General features: G+C 57.0%; 20 protein-coding genes and 1 pseudogene. 9 read left to right on the plus strand and 12 right to left on the minus strand.

The annotated features are described in order from the left end of the window. Positions 1-100 precede the first annotated feature (100 nt). Entirely contained in the window at positions 101-1099 is a 999-nt protein-coding gene (locus JJO78_RS08755; protein ID WP_273623376.1) for a YhdH/YhfP family quinone oxidoreductase, read from the minus strand. A gap of 24 nt (positions 1100-1123) precedes the next feature. Next, complete coding sequence (gene sohB / locus JJO78_RS08760) at positions 1124-2188, minus strand: protease SohB (protein WP_199480781.1); 1065 nt, start codon at positions 2186-2188, stop codon at positions 1124-1126. A gap of 231 nt (positions 2189-2419) precedes the next feature. On the opposite strand from sohB, the gene JJO78_RS08765 reads away from it, so the two are divergent. Then, complete coding sequence (locus tag JJO78_RS08765; RefSeq protein ID WP_007154761.1) at positions 2420-2734, plus strand: SCP2 sterol-binding domain-containing protein; 315 nt, start codon at positions 2420-2422, stop codon at positions 2732-2734. A gap of 84 nt (positions 2735-2818) precedes the next feature. On the opposite strand, the gene JJO78_RS08770 is transcribed toward JJO78_RS08765, so the two are convergent. The 4 genes from JJO78_RS08770 to JJO78_RS08785 form a co-directional block, all read right to left on the minus strand. Beyond that, a complete protein-coding gene (locus tag JJO78_RS08770) occupies positions 2819-4525 on the minus strand; it encodes a hypothetical protein (RefSeq protein WP_041333321.1) in 1707 nt (568 codons plus the stop codon). A 251-nt stretch (positions 4526-4776) separates the two neighbouring features. Further along, a complete protein-coding gene (dnaQ, locus tag JJO78_RS08775) occupies positions 4777-5487 on the minus strand; it encodes a DNA polymerase III subunit epsilon (protein ID WP_036207494.1) in 711 nt (236 codons plus the stop codon). 36 nt (positions 5488-5523) lie between these two features. Beyond that, entirely contained in the window at positions 5524-5970 is a 447-nt protein-coding gene (gene rnhA, locus JJO78_RS08780; protein ID WP_091643897.1) for a ribonuclease HI, read from the minus strand. Continuing rightward, positions 5970-6791: a class I SAM-dependent methyltransferase gene (locus tag JJO78_RS08785; RefSeq protein ID WP_273623378.1), complete on the minus strand. Its 822-nt coding sequence runs from the start codon at positions 6789-6791 to the stop codon at positions 5970-5972. Before JJO78_RS08785 ends, rnhA begins: the two co-directional genes overlap by 1 nt. A gap of 93 nt (positions 6792-6884) precedes the next feature. Here JJO78_RS08785 and gloB point away from each other — a divergent pair, with 93 nt between their 5' ends. The 7 genes from gloB to JJO78_RS08820 all read left to right on the plus strand — a co-directional run bounded on the left by gloB (position 6885) and on the right by JJO78_RS08820 (position 16070). Next, complete coding sequence (gloB, locus tag JJO78_RS08790; protein ID WP_041333315.1) at positions 6885-7679, plus strand: hydroxyacylglutathione hydrolase; 795 nt, start codon at positions 6885-6887, stop codon at positions 7677-7679. 187 nt (positions 7680-7866) lie between these two features. Beyond that, the gene (locus JJO78_RS08795; protein ID WP_273623379.1) at positions 7867-9591 is read left to right on the plus strand and encodes a lytic transglycosylase; all 1725 of its coding nucleotides are present in this window, start codon (positions 7867-7869) and stop codon (positions 9589-9591) included. Between the two features lie 25 nt (positions 9592-9616). Next, the gene (locus JJO78_RS08800) at positions 9617-11440 is read left to right on the plus strand and encodes an extracellular solute-binding protein (RefSeq protein WP_273623380.1); all 1824 of its coding nucleotides are present in this window, start codon (positions 9617-9619) and stop codon (positions 11438-11440) included. Between the two features lie 38 nt (positions 11441-11478). Then, positions 11479-12564 carry a microcin C ABC transporter permease YejB gene (locus tag JJO78_RS08805; protein WP_041333313.1) on the plus strand — a complete coding sequence of 362 codons (1086 nt, stop codon included), beginning with the start codon at positions 11479-11481 and terminating at the stop codon, positions 12562-12564. A 5-nt stretch (positions 12565-12569) separates the two neighbouring features. Next, positions 12570-13589, plus strand: coding sequence for an ABC transporter permease (locus tag JJO78_RS08810; protein WP_227517939.1), 1020 nt, complete (start codon positions 12570-12572; stop codon positions 13587-13589). 1 nt (position 13590) lies between these two features. Beyond that, positions 13591-15180, plus strand: a complete 1590-nt coding sequence (locus JJO78_RS08815; protein WP_273623381.1) for an ABC transporter ATP-binding protein — start codon at positions 13591-13593, stop codon at positions 15178-15180. 104 nt (positions 15181-15284) lie between these two features. Continuing rightward, positions 15285-16070: an enoyl-ACP reductase FabI gene (locus tag JJO78_RS08820; RefSeq protein ID WP_036205512.1), complete on the plus strand. Its 786-nt coding sequence runs from the start codon at positions 15285-15287 to the stop codon at positions 16068-16070. A gap of 46 nt (positions 16071-16116) precedes the next feature. Here JJO78_RS08820 and JJO78_RS08825 read toward each other — a convergent pair whose 3' ends face one another. Continuing rightward, on the minus strand, positions 16117-16527 hold the full coding sequence (locus tag JJO78_RS08825) for a PilZ domain-containing protein (protein ID WP_036205924.1): 411 nt from the start codon (positions 16525-16527) through the stop codon (positions 16117-16119). A 29-nt stretch (positions 16528-16556) separates the two neighbouring features. Continuing rightward, positions 16557-18380 carry a DUF1631 family protein gene (locus JJO78_RS08830; RefSeq protein ID WP_273623382.1) on the minus strand — a complete coding sequence of 608 codons (1824 nt, stop codon included), beginning with the start codon at positions 18378-18380 and terminating at the stop codon, positions 16557-16559. 124 nt (positions 18381-18504) lie between these two features. Here JJO78_RS08830 and JJO78_RS08835 point away from each other — a divergent pair, with 124 nt between their 5' ends. Further along, positions 18505-19578 carry a 3-deoxy-7-phosphoheptulonate synthase gene (locus JJO78_RS08835; protein ID WP_036205509.1) on the plus strand — a complete coding sequence of 358 codons (1074 nt, stop codon included), beginning with the start codon at positions 18505-18507 and terminating at the stop codon, positions 19576-19578. 2 nt (positions 19579-19580) lie between these two features. Here the strand turns inward: JJO78_RS08835 and cobA are convergent. The 4 genes and pseudogenes from cobA to lolA form a co-directional block, all read right to left on the minus strand. Beyond that, a pseudogene (gene cobA / locus JJO78_RS08840) lies at positions 19581-20402 on the minus strand (uroporphyrinogen-III C-methyltransferase); the annotation flags it as partial. Positions 20403-20416: 14 nt separating this feature from the next. After that, complete coding sequence (gene serS / locus JJO78_RS08845; protein ID WP_041333307.1) at positions 20417-21691, minus strand: serine--tRNA ligase; 1275 nt, start codon at positions 21689-21691, stop codon at positions 20417-20419. Positions 21692-21781: 90 nt separating this feature from the next. Beyond that, positions 21782-23125: a replication-associated recombination protein A gene (locus JJO78_RS08850; protein WP_273623383.1), complete on the minus strand. Its 1344-nt coding sequence runs from the start codon at positions 23123-23125 to the stop codon at positions 21782-21784. Further along, on the minus strand, positions 23125-23781 hold the full coding sequence (lolA, locus tag JJO78_RS08855) for an outer membrane lipoprotein chaperone LolA (protein WP_273623384.1): 657 nt from the start codon (positions 23779-23781) through the stop codon (positions 23125-23127). The genes JJO78_RS08850 and lolA overlap by 1 nt, the downstream gene beginning before the upstream one ends. Positions 23782-23786: the final 5 nt, after the last annotated feature.

The raw sequence follows: 23786 nt of genomic DNA on the forward strand, positions 1-23786 counted from the left end.
CCTTGCGGCACATCCATGTGACGCTTGGGCTCCGCCATCCTTGGCTCCGCACAGTTTTGGAAAGTAAGCCCCTTCTCTTCTATATCAACCTCGCAGTCGCCTACTTGGAGTGATCCAGAACGATTTTCCCTGATGACTCCCCTTTCAGAAATGCCTTCAAGGCTCCATCGAGTTCACCACGCCCGATATCGCGGGCAGACGCTTCTGTTTTCCTGCACGCCCAGTCACCGGCAAATTTGTCCCAGACTGACTGTTTGTCCGACAGCGGAATTTCAACCGAATCCACGCCCAGCAGGTTGTTGCCCCGCAGGATAAACGGCAGAACGGTGGTTTCCAGTTGTGGCCCGGCGACCAGACCGCAGCAGGAAACGGACCCGCCTGGGTGGATCTGCTTCAGCAATTCCGCCAGTGGACCACCGCCAACGGTATCCACGGCGTTGGCATAGGCGGGTTTCAGCATTGGCTTCTTTTCGGCTGCCAGAGCTTCGCGCCCCAGCACTTCCGTGGCACCAAGGTTTTTGAGTGCATCGGCATGGTCTTGTTTGCCACTGATAGCCACGACTTCGAAGCCGAGGCTTGCAAGCAGCTCAACCGTTACGCTGCCGACAGCGCCACTGGCACCACTGACAGCGACTTTGCCCTGCTCGGGCCTGGCACCCATGGTCAATAGCTTTTGTACACACAGACCCGCCGTAAGGCCGGCCGTGCCGTATATCATGGCGGTGCGGGCGCTCCAGCCCTTGGGCATTGCCACACACCACTCGGCCGGTACCCGGATGTATTCGCCGAAGCCGCCGTCGGTGTTCATGCCCAGGTCGTAGCCGGTTACCAGTACCTGGTCGCCGGCTGAAAAGGAGCCAGAGGAGGCTTCTACGACTTCCCCGGCAGCATCGATGCCAGGAGTGTGGGGGAAGTTACGTGTAACACCCTTGTTGCCGGAGGCCGACAAGGCATCCTTGTAGTTCAGGGACGAATGACTGACTTTGATCAGGACGTCGTTTTCGGGCAGATCGGATACGTGCAGCGTCTGCTCAGAGCCCTCGTATTCGCCGTCCTGCTCCTGAACGCGCCATGCCTTGAATTCGGTGTCGTTTGTCATGACTCTGTTCCCGTTACTGTAGGTTTACTGGATTTTCTGGTTGCGGAATGCGCCCAGTACCCGCCATACGGTGTGTTCAAGTGCCGCGCTGGTGGCCAGGCCAAGCTTTTCCGGCAACGTGCGTTTGCGCTGGAAACCTACCGAGATTACGTCTGCACTGTCACAGGCCTCAATGAGATATTCGTCGGAGGTCTTGATCTCGTCCACCAGTTTGACCTCCAGCGCGCGGCGGCCAAACCAGATATCGCCGTTTGCAACGGCGGCAATATCCAGTTCCGGACGGCGTTCACCCACGTACTCTTTGAACAACACGTGGGTATCCTCAAGGTCTTCAAGGAATTTGGTTCTGCCTTTATCCGTGTTCTCGCCGAATACGGTCATGGTGCGCTTGTGCTCACCAGCGGTCAGAATTTCGAAGTCGACGTCGTTTTTCTTGAGGAAACGATGGAAGTTGGGCAGTTGGGCAACAACACCAATGGACCCGAGAATCGCAAATGGCGACGCGACAATCCGGTCAGCCACGCACGCCATCATGTAACCGCCGCTTGCGGCGACTTTATCGACGCAGGCCGTAAGCCGGATACCCTTGGCGCGAATACGGTCTAACTGGGCAGCCGCGAGTCCGTAAGAGTGAACCAGGCCGCCGCCACTTTCGAGACGTATCACCACTTCATCGGTTTCGGGCTCCGCAACGCTGAGCACCGCTGTGATCGAGCGGCGCAAAGAGTCCGTATCGCTGGCCTTGATATCGCCGTCAAAGTCCAGCACGTACACCTTGGGACGGGGTTTTTCCTCAGCATCACCGGATTTGCGCTTGGCCTTCTCGGCTTTCTGTTTGGCCTTGTCTTCTTTTTTACGGGCTTTCTCAAAAGCCTTGCGCTCTGAATCGCTGCGCAGTTTGGCCTGAAGTGACTCCCTCAGCTTGCAGTATTTCTCGTTGAGTTTGCGAACCCGCAGCTCACCGTCACTCCCCTGATCGTCCTTGTCTTTATGGGCAGCGGATAAAACCACTGAGACAATGACCAGAAGCGCCACCACGAGGGTGACCGTTTTCGCAATAAACAAACCGAACTCTGTCAGAAATTCCAAGTTGCTTCTCCAGGATTATTCTTGAGCGCTCGATTGTAACCGAGGTGCCCTGAGGTACAAGCCATAGAACCAATAACAAATTAAAACAAGCGTTCGATCGAGCTTGACACCAGTAATGTCTAACCCTAAAGTCGAATGGCTACGTCGGCTCACCCGGGCTTCCATGCAGGCGAAAGGCCAGGAACCAGAAGCCGTCAATACGCCACGACAACCATCAATAAGGGTAAAATAATGTCTGTAGCTCAGATATTCGAGAAACTCGAACAAAATTTTAACGCGGACGCAGCTGAAGGCCTGGATCTGGTATTCCAGTTCGACATCGAGGACGACAAGACCTATCACCTGGTTATCAAGGATGGCACCTGCAAGATGGCTGAAGGCGCCCATGACGATCCTTCCGTCACCCTGATCATGAACTCCGAAACCCTGCAGGGCATCGTTTCCGGCGAAACCGATGGCATGCAAGCCTTTATGGCCGGTCAGCTGCGCGCTGAAGGCGACATGATGCTGGCAACCAAGCTGGGCGAGCTGTTCAACATGGGCTGATCGATAGGCTGATCGCTCTTTGAACGCCAAAAAAAACCTGCCCAAACGGCAGGTTTTTTTTGGCCATTGAATAACGCAACAGGGCTAAAGCCCCACGTCCTCCAATGAGGATTCCGCCAGCTTCAACAGGTCAGCATTTCGATCTTCGCGCCTGCCTACACTCTCTATATAGTACTCAAGGGACGTTAGTGCGTCCGCCAGTGCTTCCAACACCTGAGCCTGAGGCGCTTCCCTGGCATCCAGTAATCGTTCCTGAATGGACGCCGCCACACGCTCCAACACCGAAGCCGCGCCGGGATCGTCCAGCATGTGCAGACCACCCCAGATACTGTGCAACGTAGCAGGCAGGTTGGCGAGGTGGAGCTTGTCGTAGTCGGACTCGATGAACGCCGTTATGGCACGTTTTGCGAGGGTCAGCGCACTTTTCGCTTCGTCGGCCACCACGTAGGTGGCTTCCTGAAGGTAAAGAGATTCTTCACGGGTACGCTGCCCACCAGCAAGAGCGTCGGTTTCCGAGGTGATGCCACGAACCACGATTTGCATCACGGCGTCCTCGATACCCAATACGGAATCGGCCAGCTTGTAGAGCTCATCGTCCGCTGGCAGGCGACTCTCTTCCTCCCAGGTCCGCAACTTCACGGCCTCACCCCGGGCCATGGTTCCCAGCTGGTTGAGATCCAGCATCACCAGTGTATTGGCAAGGCGCTCAAGCGCATCTGCAATGGAGGACAACTCCGCCAGGTCCGGCTCGATGCCGCGCTCAACAATGTCCAGCTTGTCCTTTAGCTGATTCAGTTCGTCCTGCAACGCCGTCGACAACGATTTGAGAACATCGGTGCCCGGGCCATAAAGACGACGGGCGTGGGCATCAAGCATGGAGTCCGGGAATTCCGCGGGCGTCAGTCGATAAGCTGACAACACGGAGGTTACCTCGGGATTTGCCGATCCACTTCTATAGAGCAGGTACACCAGATCACGAATGAGAGAATCCGGCGCATCCTTGGCCGTGGCCACCTTGCCGACGTATACGACTTCACGGGAATATTTCTCGATACGCATGAACATGCGCTTGCGGGCTTTGCTGAACCCCATGACCCGATCAAGCATGGTATCCGCCACAATGGCAACCAGACACCACATCTGCCCCATGGGCTGCCCCTGGCAAAGCCGAGCAAATCCACGCGCCGCCCGGCCAAACAACTTTTTACTCACCACATCGTTCTTTTCACGAAGCACACCCAACAGCGCGACCTGGAACGTCAAACGCATACGGCGGGCCAGTATCTCGTATTCCGCTTCGTTACCGTCAAACGCCTGAAGAGAAAGCCCTGAGCAGAAGTCCGGCCGTTCCTTGACGTCAACATCGAAGAAACAGGATTCCGGGTAGGGTTTTTCCTTGCGGGCTTCGCGCAGATCATTGATAACCGGCAGCAGCAGCTCCGGATGGTCCGCACGTTGCTGATGATAGTATTCAACATAACGGCGCAAAATGAACAATGCGCTGTTGAGAGTCGTCAGGAGGATATTCTTGTCATCGTTGGCGCCAACGGGAACATCATTGGCCATACTGACGGCTTCCTGGCACAACAGAGTGCCGGCACGCAGTTCGACAAGAATGAAAATACCGCGGAGCTGATTCAGAAAATCCACACAGTTCTGCAGATCCTCACCGCTTTCACGGTTTTCCTGAAAGCGTTCAAGGCTGGACTCTGCCTGTCTGATGGTCTGCTCAATCTCACTTTTGACCAGATCAAATGACTGTGATTTCGTCGCCAGAGACGATTGAACCATAAACGCTTCCTGTAAATTATGCGGAAACTACCGCGTCCTGTTCTTGGAATGTGATCTTTTCGGTTGTTTGAAGAATCACTTTATGAGCCAGATTTACCCTTCCCGGCTAAAATAAAAAGTTCGCGAAAACTCGCGAACTTATCATTACTTATAACACAAAACTCAAGTAGCTCAAGAAAGCAGGAATGTAACAAAACGTACAGCGCGACACACAGTTCGCACTGCCAAAAGAATATTCTGCTTAGCTCGGCTTATTCTTCAGCTGTAAGCTTATCCCATACAGTTGTACCGGCCTGCTTTGCCAGCAATGCCATGAATTCGTCGTGGGCGGAGCGCTCATCGTCACTGGCCCTGGGTACCGGCAATGGATTGCGATTATCCGCCAGGCGACGGATACCGCCCTCACCGCCAGCTTCGTCACCGCCAGCGTCCAGGGAGAGCGCTGTCTGCCCGCCAGTCAGCAAAAGATAGACGTCAGCAAGGATTTCCGCATCCAGCAAAGCGCCGTGCAGCTCGCGATTACTGTTGTCGATCCCGTAACGCTTGCATAAGGCGTCCAGATTGTTTTTCTGGCCGGGATGCTTCTTGCGGGCAATGGCAAGGGAGTCCACCACGCCGCAATGTTCAGTCGTCCTGCGAACAGGCTTCAGACGGGCAAATTCGGAATCCATGAATCCAATATCGAACGCCGCGTTGTGAATAACCAGCTCGGCCCCTTTTATGAATTCAAAGAACTCGTCGGCTATTTCGGCGAATTTTGGCTTGTCCGCCAGGAACTCGTTGGTGATGCCATGAACCGTTATGGCTTCCGCCTCCACTTCCCGCTCCGGGTTAATGTAGACGTGATAGTGCCGACCGGTAATCTGACGCTCCATCAACTCAACGCAGCCAATTTCGATAATCCGGTGACCTTCCGTCGGGTCGATACCGGTGGTTTCCGTATCCAGTACAATCTGTCTCATGGTTTTCCTATGGTTACCCCATTGGTTACGCCGTTGTTATCCGGCGTTCGCCAGTTCTTCCACACCGCGATTGGCCAGCTCGTCTGCCAGCTCGTTGTCAGGATTGCCCGAGTGCCCTTTCACCCAATGCCAATTGACCTTGTGGCGGGCCACCTCATTGTCCAGCTCCCGCCAGAGATCTTCATTCTTGACCGGCTTCTTTGCGGATGTTTTCCAACCGTTTCGCTTCCAGCCCGTCATCCATTCGGTGATGCCCTTACGGACATATTGGGAATCGGTATAAAGTTCCACGTCGCAGGCGCGCCTGAGCGCTTTCAAACCCTGTATCGCAGCCATCAACTCCATGCGATTATTGGTGGTATTCGCTTCACCACCGTGCAACATCTTGTTGGCATCGCCGTACCTCAAAACAACGCCCCAGCCTCCTGGCCCAGGGTTGCCCTTGCAGGCCCCATCGGTATAGAGAACAACCTTACCGGCCATCAATACGCCTCGACATGCTTGTGTTTCAGTATGGCGCACCGACCGTTTTCGGGGCGCGCCGGGTAGTCACGGGAAGCTCCCACTGCGCCCCGTCCTGGCAAGGCAATGACTTTCTGCCCCTGCCAGGCTGGTCTCCGTTGTAACCTGGAGTAAACGCGTTTTTTGGCAAGGATACAGTAATAAGCCCCCACCGGCAGGAAACGGTTGCCGCACACCCTTTCCATCAGGCCCCTGCGCTCTGCGAGTGCCGCCCGCTGAAGCGGAACCTGGAAAAACGAGGAGCCCGAGGACTCCACAGAAAAGTCCAGTAGCCGGAGCCAGTCCTCCATGCGTCCCTTCATCAGAAAACGACCACCCCAGGGGCCTTCATGGTGCCTGGAAACCAGTTTCCTCACGCCCCAAAGGCTAAACGGGTTAAACCCGATCAGCACCATCATGCCCTCCCCCCTAAGCACCCTGGAGGCCTCTCGCAAAGCCTGATGGGGATGCGGCGAAAAATCCGCCGTGTGGTGGAGAATCACCAGGTCCATGGAGTCACCGGGAAAGGGCAACTCATCGGCATCGCAGACCGCCACACCGTCGGGAATGGAAGACTGCCAGTTCGGCGTCGTCAGAACACGTTGGGCAAAATCCGTCCCACTGGCCAGTGGCAGGCGATGACTGACGGCAACCTGCAACTGTCTCGCACCGGAGAGGGCGCGAACATGGCGCTCAACGCAGGCGCGCTGGTCAGCCAGCAGTGAACGGCCCAGAGGCGTCTGGAACCAGCTCTCGAAGCTGTCATGTCGGGCGGGATAGTCAACGTCACCTGTTGGGCTCATTGCTGCGTTCCCCTGGTTCGTTTCTCCGGTGTTGGGGCACCGGGATTAATACTCTATGATAACAGTCACACTCGTATCGCACATGTGGAGCCTATGCTGACCATTAACGCTATTCCAGCCTTCAATGACAACTACATCTGGTGCCTGTCCAACAGTGAGGACCGTAAGGCATTGATCGTGGACCCCGGGCAGGCGGAGCCGGTCATCGAGTTCCTGGCAGACAACGGACTGGAACTGGACACCATCCTGGTGACCCACCACCACCCTGACCATGTTGGCGGCGTGAGCAAACTCGCCGGAACAGTATCCGACTGCAGAATCATCGGCCCGGCGAATTCTCCCTTCAAGGGCGCCACCAGTGAGGTGCACCCCGGGGATGACGTGGTCTGGCAACAGCTCACATTCAGTGTCCTTGGTGTTCCCGGGCACACTCTCGACCACATTGCCTATTATACCGACGTTCATGTCAACGACCGTCCGGTCCTGTTTTGTGGCGATACCCTGTTTGTGTGCGGTTGTGGACGCCTGTTTGAAGGGTCTCCGGAGCAAATGAAACGCTCGCTGGAAAGCCTTAGGGGCCTGCCAGACGACACAGCCGTGTATTGCGCCCACGAATACACACTAGCCAACCTTAAGTTCGCCCGTCATTGGCTACCTGATGACGAGCCGCTCAGGGATTTCGAAGCCCGCTGCCAGAAACGTCGCGACGATGGCATGCCCACCGTTCCATCCATCCTTGGTGAGGAAAAGCAACTTAACCCTTTCCTGCGCTGGGACGACAAGGCGGTCATCGAAGCTGCGCACCAATACGCTCAGAAAGCGGGCCTGGCCGTCGAATCGGACAACGACGTGTTCGCAGCCACAAGGCACGGCAAAGACACATTCTAAAGGACACGTTCTAAAGGATACGCTCAGAGGCGGGTAACAATTTCTATCAATGACGTAACGCGAGTCTTGTTGACCCCCCGAAAAGCCTTCCAATAGAATCCGTGAAACTTTTGTGTCATAACTCATTAAATATGCCGGGTTTTCATACAGTTCACCCCGGCGTCGACCAGCCACCGGAAGTAGTCATATGACGGTCTCGCGATTTTCCACCCTGTTTCTCCTTGGCGCACTTGCCAGTGGCTGCAGCGCTCTTGATCCTTTCTCAGAGTCTCCATCAAGTGACGTACTGGCCTCAGAAAAACTGACCGTGGCCGCCGGTGACGATGAACTTAAAGAAGCGATTGAGTCCTCGCCTGGTGACGAATCAACCGGCCGCGCGTCCCGGACGAAGCTCGACGACGCCATCGACCCAACGCTCAAGAAAACCGCGGAAGACGCCAGGGAAAAGCTGGACGATCCTGACCAGAAGATCGCGGAAGAGAATGACGCCACACCGGACCTGTGGCACCGCCTGCGGGCAGGCTTCGCGCTGGATCACGATGCCAGCGAACCCAGGGTCCAGGCGCAACTGAACTGGTACAAAAAGCACCCGCGCTACATTGATCGAGTCGTCGATCGTGGCAGCCGCTACCTGCACTATATTGTATCCGAAGCCGAAAAACGTGGGCTGCCCACGGAACTGGCCCTACTGCCCGTGGTGGAGAGTGCCTTCGATCCGTTTGCGTACTCCCACGGCCGTGCTGCCGGCCTGTGGCAATTCATTCCTTCCACGGGCAAGTATTTTGGCCTGACCCAAAGCTGGTGGCATGACGATCGCCGCGACATCATTGCTGCCACCGACGCGGCGCTGACGTACCTTGACCGACTGGCAACGCGATTTGACGGCGACTACATGCTGGCACTTGCGGCTTATAACAGTGGTGGGGGCACGGTTTCCAGCGCCATGCGCCGCAACCGCAAGCGCAATCAGCCAACGGATTACTGGTCCCTCGACCTGCCTCGGGAGACTCGCCATTACGTCCCAAAACTGATCGCCCTGGCAAAGATCTTTGATGATCCACAGGCCCACGGCATCGAACTGCCCCCGCTGGACGACGAGCCCTACTTTGAAGTCGTCGACACCGGTTCGCAGCTTGATCTGGCCCAGGCAGCGGAACTGGCCGGTGTCGATATCGACGAAATTTACCTGCTCAACCCCTCGTACAATCGCTGGGCGACGTCACCGGAAGGTCCCCACCGTCTGCTAGTTCCCCGCGACCAAGCTGAAACCTTCGCTACGGCCCTCAAGGGCATGGATCCGGCGAAGCGCGTTTCCTGGCGGAACTACAAGGTGGAATCCGGCGACACCCTGAGCACCATTGCCAAACGCTACTCCACCACACCCTCGGTGATACAGCAGGTCAACAACCTCGACAGTCACATCATTCGCATCGGCCAACGGCTGATGATTCCCTCTGCTGCCGAACAGGCGGGCACCTATTCCCTGAGCGCCAGTGAACGACTCGCCAGGAAGCAGGAACGGAGCGGCAAGAACGCCAACGGCACCCGGGTTGACTACAAGGTTCGCTCCGGGGACACCTTCTGGGATATTGCCCGCGAGCATCGGGTGTCCGTCCGCCAGCTGGCGTCCTGGAATGGCATGGCACCTGGTGATCCTCTGATGCCCGGCAAGAAACTGGTCATCTGGTCCAAGTCGAAACAACCCGCCATGCTGGCCAGCACCAATCGTGGCAAAGGCATGGTACGCAAGGTGGGCTATCAGGTCCGCAAAGGGGATTCCCTGTCGACCATCGCCAGCCGGTTTGCGGTTAATGTGAGAGACATCGCAAGCTGGAACGACCTCAACACCTCACGTTATCTTCAGCCCGGGCAAAGTCTGGTACTCTATGTCGACATAAGAAACAGCCCCTGAGTCTGAACCGAAACGTGCGAGATCTATGACAAGAACACGGAAAGCCTCATCCCTCATCAATGTTTTGACCGTTACCGCCATGGTTCTCCTCCCATGGCAATCAGCTTCAGCCGAGCCGGACGCACGTCACGGCATCGCCATGCACGGCGAGCCCCAATACTCCGAAGGCTTCCCGCACTTTGACTACGTTAACCCCGGGGCGCCCAAGGGCGGCGTCCTTCGAATGGCCGTGGTGGCCAATGGATTCGACACCTTTAACCCTTTCGTTATTCGCGGTGTAGCCGCGGCGGGCATTAACACATACCTATACGATACGCTGATGGAACCGTCGGCGGACGAACCCTTTTCCGCGTATGGCCTGATTGCCGAGTCTATTGAAACCCCGGAAGACCGCAGTTACGTGACCTTTCATCTGCGTGATGAAGCCCGGTTCCAGGATGGTGAACCCATTACCGCGAAGGACGTGAAGTTTTCGTTCGATGTTCTGACCACCAAAGGCCATCCTTTCTATCGCAACTATTATGCAGACGTGTCCGAGGTAATCATCGAAGATGAGCGGACTATCCGCTTCGAGTTTGGTGACACCAACAACCGTGAACTGCCACTGATTCTTGGCCAACTGCCCGTTCTTCCAAGTCATTACTGGAAAGATCGTGAATTTGGCGACAACGGTCTGACACCGCCCGTTGGCAGTGGCCCGTATCGCATTAACGACTTCGAGGCGGGCCGCTCCATCACCTTCAAACGGGTGGAGGATTACTGGGCCAGGAACATCGGAGTGCGAAAGGGGCGGTATAACTTCGATGAAATTCACTATGACTACTACAAGGATGACACCGTCGCCCTGGAGTCCTTCCGTGCCGGTAATTTCGATTTTCGGGTAGAGTCCTCGGCCAAGAACTGGGCCACCGCCTACACCGGTAACCAGTTTGACTCCGGCAAGGTTAAAACTGAAGCCGTAGAACATGGCCGCCCTGCCGGCATGCAGGCGTTCGCGATGAACACCCGCCGCCAGGTATTCAGCGACCCTCGTGTACGGGAAGCGCTGGCTTACGCGTTTGACTTTGAATGGGCCAACAAAAATCTTTTCTTCGGGCAATACACCCGTACCTCAAGCTACTTCGAGAACAGCGAGCTGGCGTCATCAGGACTGCCCGAAGGCCGCGAACTGGAGATCCTTGAGCCTTACCGCGATCAATTGCCCGACGATGTATTCAATGAAGAGTATCAACCCCCTTCGACGGCGGGTAAAGGTGGGCTTCGCGATAACTTCCGTACCGCCCTGACGTTGTTACGGGAGGCCGGCTATGAGGTCAGGGATGGCACCATGGTGAACCGGGAAACCGGTAATCCCCTGGCCTTCGAGATCCTGATCTTTCAGAAAACCTTTGAAAGGGTGGTGCTGCCCTTCAAGAACAACCTCGAAAGACTCGGCATTGATGTGTCCGTACGCCTGGTGGATACCAACCAGTACATCCAGCGCCTTCGTGAGTTCGACTACGACATGACCGTCCAGGGCATCGGCCAGTCCGACTCTCCTGGCAATGAGCAGCGGGAATACTGGCATTCCTCCAATGTCGATGTGAAGGGCTCGCGCAACTATATGGGGGTGGATAGCCCGGTGGTGGATGAATTGGTCAACCTGGTCATCCAGGCGCCTACCCGGGAGGAGCTTGTTCATCGTACGCGGGCGCTGGACCGTGTGCTGCTGCATGGACACTACGTGATTCCAAACTGGTACCTGGCCAAGGATCGGATCGCCTACTGGTCGTTCCTTCAACGGCCGGAGACGGTTCCCAAAAACGGTGTGGACATCAACAACTGGTGGGTAAAAAGCACTGACCAATGACGCAGATCTCTGATACAACTTTGACGGAGTTCCGCTGAATGGGCAGTTATATCCTCAGGCGCCTTGCGCTGATAATCCCCACCCTCCTCGGGATCATGCTGCTCAATTTCGTCATTGTTCAGGCCGCCCCTGGCGGTCCCGTTGAGCAGTTGATTGCGGAAACCGAGGGGCACGGTGGTAGCGCCCTTTCCCGGGCCAGCGGCGGTGGTGCCGGCGGCGAGGTTACCTCCTCAAGTGGCGACAGCCGCGGCTCCCGTGGCCTGCCGGAAGAGCTGCTCAAAGAAATAGAGGTTATGTACGGCTTCGACAAGCCGGCCCACGAGCGATTCCTGAAGATGCTCGGGGATTACGCCACCTTTGATTTTGGCGAGTCCTTTTTCAGGGACCGCTCGGTGATCGAACTGATTCTGGACAAGATGCCGGTGTCCATCTCCCTGGGGTTGTGGTCCACCCTGATCATCTACCTGATCTCGATCCCCCTCGGCATCCGCAAGGCGGTCACCGACGGATCGCGATTCGACGTCTGGAGCAGTTCTGCCATCGTGGTGGGTTACGCCATACCAGGCTTCCTGTTTGCGATACTGTTGATCGTCCTGTTCGCAGGGGGCAGTTATCTGGACTGGTTTCCGCTGCGGGGGCTGACGTCGTCCAATTTCGATGAACTTACCTGGTACCAGAAAATCGGAGATTACTTCTGGCACCTCGCATTGCCTGTAACGGCCAATGTCATCGGTGGCTTTGCCACCCTCACCCTGCTGACCAAGAACTCTTTCCTCGATGAGATCAGCAAGCAGTATGTGGTGACCGCCAGGGCCAAGGGTCTGGAAGAGAAACAGGTGCTTTACGGGCATGTGTTCCGCAACGCCATGCTGATCGTCATTGCCAGCCTTCCCGGCGTGCTTGTGTCGCTATTCTTCACCGGCTCATTGCTGATTGAAGTGATCTTCTCCCTGGATGGCCTGGGATTACTGGGCTTTGAGGCTGCGTTGAACCGGGATTATCCGGTGATATTCGGCACCCTCTATATCTTCACGCTGATGGGATTGGTACTGAAGCTGATCAGCGATATCACTTACGTTCTGGTGGATCCCCGCATCGATTTCGAAAGCCGGGAGGGATCGTAGGTATGGTGACGCTCTCTCCCATCCAGCAACGGCGACTGCGCAACTTCCGCAATAACCGTCGTGGCTTCTGGTCCCTGTGGATCTTCCTGGCCCTCTTTGGGCTCTCGCTTATCGCCGAGGTGATTGCGAATGACGTGCCACTGGTCGCCTACTACAAAGGGGATGTTTACTTTCCGATCGTGGAAAGTGTACCCGAGGAGACGTTCGGCGGGTTTCTGCCCACCGAAGCCGACTACCGCGATTCGTTTATCGCCGATGAAATCGAGGCAAATGGCTGGATGATCTGGCCCCCCATTCGTTTTAGCTACAACACCACGAACTATAACCTTGAGGTACCATCTCCGGCCCCACCCAGCGCTGAAAACTGGATCGGCACCGATGACCAGGGCCGGGATGTGGCTGCGCGGGTGATTTACGGGTTCCGCATTTCCGTCCTGTTCGGACTTGTGCTGACCATTCTCAGCTGCATCGTGGGCGTGGTTGTGGGTGCTATCCAGGGCTACTACGGTGGTAAGGTTGATCTGCTGGGGCAGCGATTTATCGAAGTCTGGTCAGGGCTTCCGGTGCTCTACCTGCTGATTATTCTGTCCAGCATCGTGCAACCCAATTTCTGGTGGCTGCTGGGCATCATGCTGTTGTTCAGTTGGATGGGGCTGGTGGATGTGGTTCGCGCGGAATTCCTGCGCGCCCGCAATTTCGAATACGTTAAGGCCGCGAGAGCCCTGGGTCTGGGCAACCGCAAGATCATGTTCCGCCATATCCTGCCCAACGCGATGGTGGCCACCCTCACCTTTCTACCGTTCATCCTGACCGGTGCCATAACCGGCCTGACGTCACTGGACTTCCTGGGATTTGGCCTACCGTCCGGGTCACCCTCACTGGGTGAGCTGATCGCCCAGGGTAAATCCAACCTCCATGCCCCGTGGCTGGGTATATCGGCGTTTGTGTCCCTGTCCATCATGTTGACGCTGCTGGTGTTTGTCGGTGAAGCCGTCCGTGATGCCTTCGATCCGAGAAAGAACTGATATGTCGCAACTGCTGGAAATCCGGGATCTGTCCATACATTTTGACGACACCATTCAGGCCGTGGATCGATTGTCGCTGAGTATCGACAATGGTGAAACCGTCGCCCTGGTGGGAGAAAGCGGCTCAGGGAAATCCGTATCCGCCCTGTCCATCCTCCGACTGCTCGACGAACGCCACGCCAGTTATCCCTCAGGTGCGATCCTGTTCCAGGGAGAGGACATGCTGAAGGCCAGCCAGAAACGCCTTCGACAGATCCGCGGACGTCACGTCAGCATGATTTTCCAGGAGCCAATGACCTCGCTCAATCCATTGCACACGGTGGAAAAGCAGATCAGCGAAACCCTGGCACTGCACAAGGGGATGCGTGGCCCACAGGCTCGTGCCCGTTGCGTGGAACTATTGGACCTGGTCGGCATCCCCTCGCCTGAAGAGCGCCTGACGAGCTACCCTCATCAGCTCTCCGGCGGCCAGAAGCAGCGCGTAATGATTGCCATGGCCCTCGCCAACGAGCCGGACCTGCTGATCGCAGACGAGCCGACAACAGCACTCGACGTCACTGTCCAGAAGCAGGTACTGGAATTGTTAAAAGACCTGCAACAAAAGCTGGGCATGGCGATCTTGCTGATCACCCACGACTTGTCCATCGTGCGGCGCTATGCAGACCATGTCGTGGTGATGGAGCAGGGACAACTGATCGAGGAAGCGCCGACAGCGCAGCTGTTTGAAGAGCCACAGCATGCTTATACCCGTCGCTTGCTGGACGCGGAACCACCGGCCTCGCCGTCGGGCGCCGTGGTCGACAACAAGTCGCTGCTGGACGTGAACAACCTAGATGTGCGCTTCGTCACCCGCAAAAGCCTGTTTGGTCGGCCTCAATCGTGGTTTCAGGCGGTCGATGACGTCAGTTTCTCGCTCAACGAAGGCGAAACCCTGGGTATCGTTGGTGAAAGCGGAAGTGGCAAGACCACGATCGGCCACGCCCTGCTGAAGCTCACTTCCAGTCGCGGCAGTATTCGGCTCAGCGGCGAAGAACTCGGTCCGCTCGACCAGAAGCAGTTCCGGCCATGGCGCAGCCGTATTCAGATTGTGTTCCAAGACCCATTCGGTAGCCTCAGCCCGCGGATGTCAGTCGCCGAGATCGTGCGTGAAGGCCTGGAAATACACGTACCGGCAACACCCGAAGAGCAGGACCGAAGGGTCATACAGGCGCTCACCGACGTCGGGCTCGACCCACAGGCCCGTCACCGCTACCCCCATGAATTCTCCGGCGGTCAGCGCCAACGCATTGCCATCGCCCGGGCGCTGGTGCTGCAGCCGGAACTCATCATTCTGGACGAGCCCACCTCTGCCCTGGACAGGACGGTGCAAAAACAGGTGATTAACCTGCTGCGGGATCTCCAGGACAAATATGGTCTAAGCTATGTGTTTATCAGCCACGATCTGGCCGTGGTCCGGGCACTGAGCCACAAATTGCTGGTACTGAAGAGTGGTCGGGTCGTGGAATACGGCGATGCCGCCGGGATATTCAATACACCAAAGCACGATTACACCCGTGAACTGCTTGGGGCGGCCCTGTTCTACAGCCAATAAAGCGCAATGACAGGCCACGCCCGATTACTACGACCAATTGAGCGTTACCCGCACCGCTGCGGTTCATGGATAATGCCTTAAACTGAAACACAGGGAGAATCGTTATGGGATTACTCAGTGGCAAAAAAGCACTGATTGTCGGCGTTGCAAGCAAACACTCGATCGCTTATGGCATCGCCGAAGCCTTTGCCAAACAAGGCGCCGAGCTGGCATTCACTTACCAGAATGAAAAGCTCAAATCCCGGGTAGAGAAATTCGCCGAAGGCTGGGGCAGTTCGCTGATTTTCCCGTGCGATGTTGCCAGCGATGACGAAATAGAAGCTGTGTTCACCGAACTGGGCAAGCACTGGGACGACATCGACATTATTGTCCACTCTGTCGGTTACGCCCCGGCCAACGAGCTGGATGGCAACTATGTGGACGTCACCACGCGGGAAGGCTTCCGCATCGCCCACGACATCAGCTCCTACAGCTTTGTTGCCCTGGCCCAGGCCGGTCGCAAGATGATGCATGAAAACAGCTCCCTGCTGACCCTCAGCTACCTGGGTGCCGAGAAAGTACTGCAGAACTACAACGTCATGGGACTGGCCAAGGCTTCCCTTGAGGCGAACGTTCGCTATATGGCCGGCAGCCTGGGGCGTGATGGCATCCGGGTCAACGCCATCTCGGCAGGGCCAATCAAGACCCTGGCGGCCTCTGGCATCAAGAGCTTCCGCCGTATGCTGGCCGAGAATGCCAGGCGGGCACCGTTACGCCGCAACGTGACGACCGACGAAGTGGGTAACGCTGCTGCCTTCATGTGTTCTGACATGGCCAGCGGCATTACTGGTGAAATCATGTACGTTGATGCCGGCTTCAACATTACCGGCATGGGCGAGTTGGAAGACTGAAGCTCGCGGTTTTCCCGGCAGGGCTTTCGGGCCTTGCCGGGGCGACTTAACCCTCAGACATCGCCTTTGCGACGGCTTCCACCCACTCCAGATAGGATGTGTCATCCGACTCCAGTATCTGAAGTCCCACCAGCCAACTGGTTTCAGTGCTTGCACGACACCAGACAACCTCCACCATCAGACCAAACGGCTTATTGTCATCCTCCAGACTGACCCAGGCAGGTAAGAGTGCACCCTGGGTTACCGGTTCTGCGGTCGTCAATCGGATACCACGGGCAGAGACATCGCTGGTGCGTGATACCAGAGACCGCCCGGACTGATCCCCCTCGACATCCGGAATCGGCGATTCCAGCTCCAGGGTCACACTTGCGCTCGCAGCCAGCCGGTACTCGGAACGGTTATCCCCAGATTCCGGAGCATCCTCGTAGTCGCCAAAACTGTAATCGATATCGCTCATGATCATCTATCCGATAGTGTTTTATCCGGTCAGTTTCGACCGACCCTGATACGGCCAACCACCCGCGACAGAGCGTCATCAAACTCTGCAGAGCTACCAAGTACGCGTACCCGGCCCATCACCACGTGATCCACGAGTTCATCCACCAGGAATTCGCGGCGATTCAGCCCCAGTCGGTCCACAAAAACCAACTTCCGGGAGGCATTGATCCGTACGGCCAGCTTCAGGCGAACGGCATCCTTGCCCTCACTGCTACTTTCCTCGACGATCCAACCGCCCAGTTTGATGCCTTCCACCAACTCCCTCGCAGCGGTCTCCCGCTCCTGCAACAGGCGTTGCTGCTCGGCTTCTTCATCAGCGATACGTCGATCTTCTGCCGCTTTCTTCTGCCTTGCGAGTTCAGCCTGCCTGGCGGCTTCCTCCTGTTGGCGCAATTGTTCCGCTTCCGCCTTTTCCCGACGCAAGGTTTCTGCCCGGGCTCTCGCCTCCCTGGCGGCTTCTTCCCGTTGCAACGTCTGGCGTTCAAGCACCACAGATAGCGAGGTAATGGTTTCCGCCAACACCTGACCGAAGGGAGTCAATGGTGGTAATAATCTCAGGGTGCCGCTATCGAGAGCCGTGGAGAACCTTGGCCAGGGCATTAGTCCCAGTTTGACCCCGGCACCATTGGTCCAGAGCACTTCGCAGGTATCCGGTAGCAGAGCAAAGAAATACCGACGTCGCTCCGCGGCACCCTCACCTTCCACAAACCATTTTCCCAACAACGGCTCAACCTCGGCCTCGGGCGGTGCGGAAAACGACAACCAGGAAGGATCCCAGGAGAATCGGTCGCCTTCCGGCAACGCGGAAACCAGCTCGGGCGTTTCGCCCCTCAGACGATCCACCATAACCGACTGGATTCCTTGCAGGGCCGAGTCATCCAGGGGCTTACCGTTGACGCGGTTCCAGACGTCGCTGATCCGGTCACCAATTTGCTCCCCCACCGTATAGAGGCGGTTCCTGTCCTTGTCGGAAAGCGCCGGATCACCAATCCAGACAAGCCATTCCAATAGTTTGCTGGCATGCCGCCAGTTGTCGCCCTCGGTGCCTTCCTGCCAGACAATCTGCTTGATCAGGGCAAACCAGTGATCAAAGATAAACCGAACCACGGCTTGCGGCAGCTGACGATTCTGGAGGGCCCGGCCCACCAATGCCCTAGCCGTCTGTTCCGACTTTCTTTGACGGGCGGCGCCCTGCTCGGTTTCCAGCAACCGCTGACGTAAACGCTCATTCTGCTGTTCGCGCTTTCCCGCATCCTCTTCCCACTGACGGCAGAATTCGATAACCGGCCCGACGTCCCCGGAATCGAAACAGCCGGACACCGCTATGGTCAGTGAATCCAACTGATCCAGGAGGGCCCTCCCTGAGCGCCCGCCGGAACCACTCCATCCCCTGCAGTCCTGCAGGCTGTCAAGCCAGTGCACGATGGTATCGTTCAGCGCTCCGGCTCCCTCAAGGTTCATTCGCCAGGCGAGAAAGAACCGAAGGCGGGCAATTCGCAGGGCCAGTTCGGGATGGAGGCCGCTGGTCTTGAGAAACACATCCATGATTCGGTCCGCCACATAGGCGGAATTGATCTGCCTGACCGACCAGGTCAAGGATACCGAGCGGATAACGCGGGTCACGGGCTCATCCCGCTGCTCCGTCCAGCAGGACAGCAACAATGGGCGCCAGTCGCTGGCTGCGTCTGCAGCAACCTTTCCCGCGGGATAGGGAAGATCGGGTACACGAATGCCTGAAAGCACGTCCCCAATCCTCTTTACCACCTGTTTCCGGGACAGTACTTTGCGCTTTTTCTGCGTGCTCTGCTGCATCCGTTCCCCGCGCGTCAGAAGCGTTGAAAAGGTTCATCAAATAACGCAGTATAACCAACTCGCCGGGGTTTACCGCAACTAAGCGCCGGCCAGTCATGTTTTATGCGACGGGGATAACAACAGAATGTCGGGCACCAAACTAGAGAATCTGAATGTGGCGAGTCAGGAACCTTTGATTACCCCTGAAGCGCTCAAGCAGGAGATGCCGCTTTCCGGCAAGGCCGCGGAAACCGTGGAAAAAGGCCGCCAGGCCATCTATGACATCATGGACGGCAAGGACCATCGCCTGTTTGTGGTGGTGGGCCCCTGCTCCATTCATGATGTCGAAGCTGCCCGGGAATACGCCGCCAGGCTGAAGAAGCTGGCAGAAGAAGTCAGCGATACCCTGCTGATCGTCATGCGGGTGTATTTCGAGAAGCCTCGCACCACCGTTGGCTGGAAAGGGTTGATTAACGACCCCCACCTCAACGACACCTTCGACATTGAACAGGGCCTGCACATCGGCCGTCGTCTGCTCCTGGATATCTCCGAGTTGGGACTGCCCACGGCGACAGAAGCACTGGATCCTATCTCCCCGCAATACCTGCAGGATACAATCTCCTGGTCCGCTATTGGCGCGCGCACCACAGAATCTCAGACTCACCGGGAAATGAGCAGTGGCCTGTCCATGGCCATTGGCTTCAAGAACGGTACCGATGGCAGCCTGGACGTTGCAGTTAATGCCATGAAGTCGGTCTCTCACCCTCACAGCTTCCTCGGCATTGACCAGCAAGGCAAGGTCGCGGTCATCCGTACCCGGGGTAACAATTACGGCCACGTGGTTCTGCGTGGCGGCGGTGGCAAACCCAACTATGACTCAGTCAACGTTGCCCTGTGTGAACAGGCGCTGGAGAAATCCAAACTCCGTCAGTCGATCATGGTTGACTGCAGCCACGCCAATTCCAGCAAGGACCCGGCCATACAGCCTCTGGTATTGCAGGACATCACCCATCAGATCGTTGAGGGCAACCAGTCCATCCAGGGTTTGATGGTGGAAAGCAACCTGAATTGGGGCAATCAGTCGATTCCTGAAAACCTGGCCGATCTTAAATACGGTGTGTCCGTGACGGACGCCTGTATTGACTGGGAGACCACTGAAAAAGCCCTGCGTGACATGCGGGAGAAACTGAAGGACGTTCTGCCGAAGCGTCGGGGCTGATTTCAGCCCCCGATCCAGTCTAGCCTGCTTCTCAAGGTCACCACGTTGCCGATGATGACCAATGTGGGGGCGGGCACCGCATTCCTCTCCACCCTTTCCACGATGTTTGTCAGGTCCCCGGTCACAACCTGCTGGTGGGGCGTTGTCCCTCTTGAAACGAGCGCCACCGGCATCTCCGGAGACATACCGTGGGCAACCAGTTGCTGGCAGATAATCGGTAGCCCGACCAGGCCCATGTAGAACACCAGGGTCTGGTTGTTCTGGACGAAATCCTTCCAAGGCAGGTCGCAGGTGTCATTCTTCAGGTGGCCGGTGACAAACCGAACTGACTGGGCGTGGTCCCGGTGCGTAAGCGGAATGCCGGCGTAGGCGGCGCATCCGGAAGCAGCGGTAATGCCGGGCACCACCTGGAAGCGCACACCGGCCGCCGCGAGGGTTTCAATCTCCTCGCCGCCACGGCCAAAAATAAAGGGATCACCACCCTTGAGCCGTACCACTTTGCGTCCCTTGCGGGCGAGTTCCACCAGGCGGCTGTTGATCTGATCCTGGGGCAAGGTGTGGTTAGCACGCTGCTTGCCCACATGAATACGCTCGGCGGATTCAGGAATAAGTGACAGGATTTCCGGCGACACCAGGCGGTCGTACAACACCACTTCCGCTGACTGGATCAGGCGCCACGCCTTCAATGTCAGTAACTCCGGATCACCGGGGCCGGCACCCACGAGTGCAACCTCCCCTTCGGAGCTATTCGGATTTTCCGTTACCGGATTCTTGTGGTACCGAACTGGTGCAGGCTTTGCACCAACGCCCTTCCATGGTGCATCGTCGAGTCTGTCACTCATTGTATTCTGTCTACGCCTCCCATATACGGTTTCAGGACCTCGGGAACCAGGATGCTGCCGTCTTCCTGTTGATAATTCTCCATCACCGCAATCAGTGCGCGGCCAACGGCAAGCCCGGATCCGTTCAAGGTATGAACGGGCTCCGGCTTATTGGTTTCCGGGTTACGCCAGCGTGCATGCATGCGCCGTGCCTGAAAATCCCTGGCGTTGGAACAGGAAGATATTTCGCGATATTTGTCCTGGCCCGGTAACCAGACTTCGATGTCATAAGTACGGGCGGCCGCAAACCCCATGTCGCCGCCACAGAGGTCAACCAACCGGTACGGTAGTTCGAGGAGCTGCAGTACCTTTTCGGCGTGCCCGGTCAGCGCCTCGAGCGCCGCTTCGGAGTCCTCCGGGCGAACGACCTGCACCAGCTCCACCTTGTCAAACTGGTGCTGGCGGATCATACCGCGGGTATCACGGCCGTAAGAGCCGGCTTCACTACGGAAACAGGGAGTGTGGCAGACCAGCTTCAGGGGCAGTTCTGCTGCATCAAGAATGGTGTTGCTAACCAGGTTGGTGGCCGGAACCTCCGCCGTGGGAATCAGGTAAAGAGGCTTCTCCCCGTCCATGCGGAAAAGGTCTTCCTCAAACTTGGGAAGCTGGCCCGTCCCAAAGAGCGTGTCTGCGTTGACCAGGTACGGCACGTAGGCTTCCGTATACGCATGCTCGTCTGTGTGGAGGTTGATCATGAACTGGGCAAGCGCCCGATGCAGGCGGGCAACCGGGCCGCGCATCACAGCAAAACGGGAATGAGCCAGACGAGTGGCGGTCTCGAAGTCCAGGCCACCAAGGGCTTCGCCCAGGGCAACGTGGTCCTTTGGTTCAAAATCAAAGTGTTTGGGGGTGCCCCAGCGACGCACCTCAACGTTATCGTCTTCGCTTTCTCCGGCCGGCACGGTGTCGTCGGGCAGGTTCGGTATGCTGGCGAGGAAGTCGTTCAATTCCTCCTGTAACACCCGCAACTCGTCTTCCGCTTCTGACTTCTGTTTCTTCAGGTCTTCCACTTCGTCCAGTAATGGCTGTATGTCTTCACCGGCCGCCTTGGCCTTGCCAATGGATTTGGACCGGCGGTTCTGCTCGCCCTGCAGAGTTTCCGTTTTCACCTGGATCGCGCGACGGCGCTCCTCGAGCTGATCGAATGTGGCTTTGTCAAAGGTGTACCCCTTGATAGCAAGGCGACGGGCGATCTCTTCAGTCTGGGTGCGGACACGTTTGGGATCGAGCATGATTATCCTGTTTCTGTTGTTCACGATTGACTGGGCATTATACCTGCGCGGCCGGCTATGACCACAGCGGGCGAAAGCGGCTGGCGGATTTCAGCGTTGCGGGTAACGTTTGCGGTCGCTGTTGCGGTTCCAGTCGTCGAGCCGGCCACGCTTTTCGGCGAGTTTGATTTCCAGGCCCCGATGGACTGGCTCATAGTAACGGCGCTGGTGAATGGCCTCGGGGAGATAGGATTCTCCGGCGGCGAATGCTTCCGGCTCGTCATGGGCATAACGGTATTCGTCACCGTGCCCCATGGACTTCAACAGTTTGGTGGGGGCGTTGCGCAGGTGAACGGGCACCTCATAGTCCGGGTCATTGCGGATATCGGCCATACACTGGTTAAAGGCGGAATAGACCGCGTTACTCTTGGGCGAAAGGGCAAGATAGGTAACTGCCTGAGCGAGCGCCAGTTCGCCCTCGGGGGAACCCAGTCGCTCCTGGGCCTCCCAGGCGTCCATGGCAATCTGCAGCGCCCTCGGGTCGGCATTGCCTATGTCCTCGCTGGCAATTCGCGCCAGACGCCGGGCCACATACAACGGATCACAACCGCCATCCAGCATGCGACATAGCCAGTACAGGGAGCCATCGGGGTCGGAGCCCCGCACAGACTTGTGAAGTGCCGATATCTGGTCGTAGAAGACATCGCCGCCTTTATCGAACCGCCTCAGGCTGGTTTGCAGCACCTGTTCCAGATGATCGGAGGTAATTCTGGCGGCACCGTCTTCATCAGGCTCTGCAAGATCCGTTGCCACTTCCAGAATATTCAGCGCACGCCTGCCATCGCCGCCCGATGCGGTTGCCATTAGCTCCAGGACGCTCTTTTCCACGGTGAATCGCCCTGCCAGCCCCTCTGGTGAAGACAGTGACCGCCCAAGCAGTTCCAGAATGTCGGTTTCTTCAAGGTTCTTCAGTACGTAGACGCGGGTACGGGAGAGCAACGCACTGTTCAGTTCAAAGGAAGGGTTCTCGGTGGTGGCACCGACAAAGATGAAAGTACCGTCTTCAATGTGAGGAAGAAACGCATCCTGCTGGCTTTTATTGAAACGGTGAACTTCATCGACAAACAGCAGGGTGTCGCGCCCTTCGCTGCGCTTGCGGTCTTTCGCCCGCTCAACAATGAGACGGATATCCTTTACACCGCTGAGAACGGCCGAAACGGTCTCAAAGCTGAGATCACTGAGGTTGGCCAGCAGGCGGGCGAAGGTGGTCTTACCGACACCCGGAGGGCCCCACAGGATCATGGAGTGGAGCTGTCCCTGCTCAACCGCCCTGCGGAGCGGCTTGCCCTCGCCCACCAGGTGTGCCTGGCCGACGTATTCATCAAGGCTCGCCGGGCGCATTCGCGCAGCCAGCGGGCGGAAACCCTGCTGTTCCGCGAACAGGCTATCCTGCATCAGGCCCCGTCCCGGATCACATCCACGCTGTCAGGGTAATTCAGGGTAAACGCATTGTCCTCCACCGGGGCGTTCAGGCGAATGTCCTCGAAACTGAGAACGCTGAGCTGCGCCAGTGAATCCTGCATGCGCATTTCCTGCAGCTCACCGTTATGGAAGGTCAGCCTCAGGGATACGAACAGGGAATCCTCGCTTCGCGGTTCCAGGGTGAACTCACGGATATTCTCCCCAGGAGAGCGGGAGGACACGCGATAGGTCTCATTGAGGTTATCAACCTCACCACTCAAAAGAAGCGCTGGTGTTGTCTGTACACGCTCGTCCAGGCTGTGGATGGTGACCTGTTCCAGGTCCGGATCGTAGACTTCCACGGTTTCACCATCACTGACGACGAACTGTGAATGGGGTTCACGAGTTTCCCAGTAGAACAACCCAGGACGCTTGGCCTTCAGGGAACCACGGCTCTCCTGAACGCGATTGCCGTTTTCGTTAACCACGATCTGAATAAAATCAGACTGGAAGGATTCGTAATTCTTGAGCAGCGCAGACAGATCCGCTGCGGCCTTTGCACTGGTATCTTCCGCCATGGCCGGCGTGATCACCGATATCAGGGCCGAAAACGCGGTGACCAACCAAAGGGCTTTTGCTGAAACTCTCATGAATC

The sequence above is a fragment of the Marinobacter sp. DS40M6 genome (assembly GCF_028581595.1).
Lineage (GTDB): Bacteria > Pseudomonadota > Gammaproteobacteria > Pseudomonadales > Oleiphilaceae > Marinobacter > Marinobacter salarius.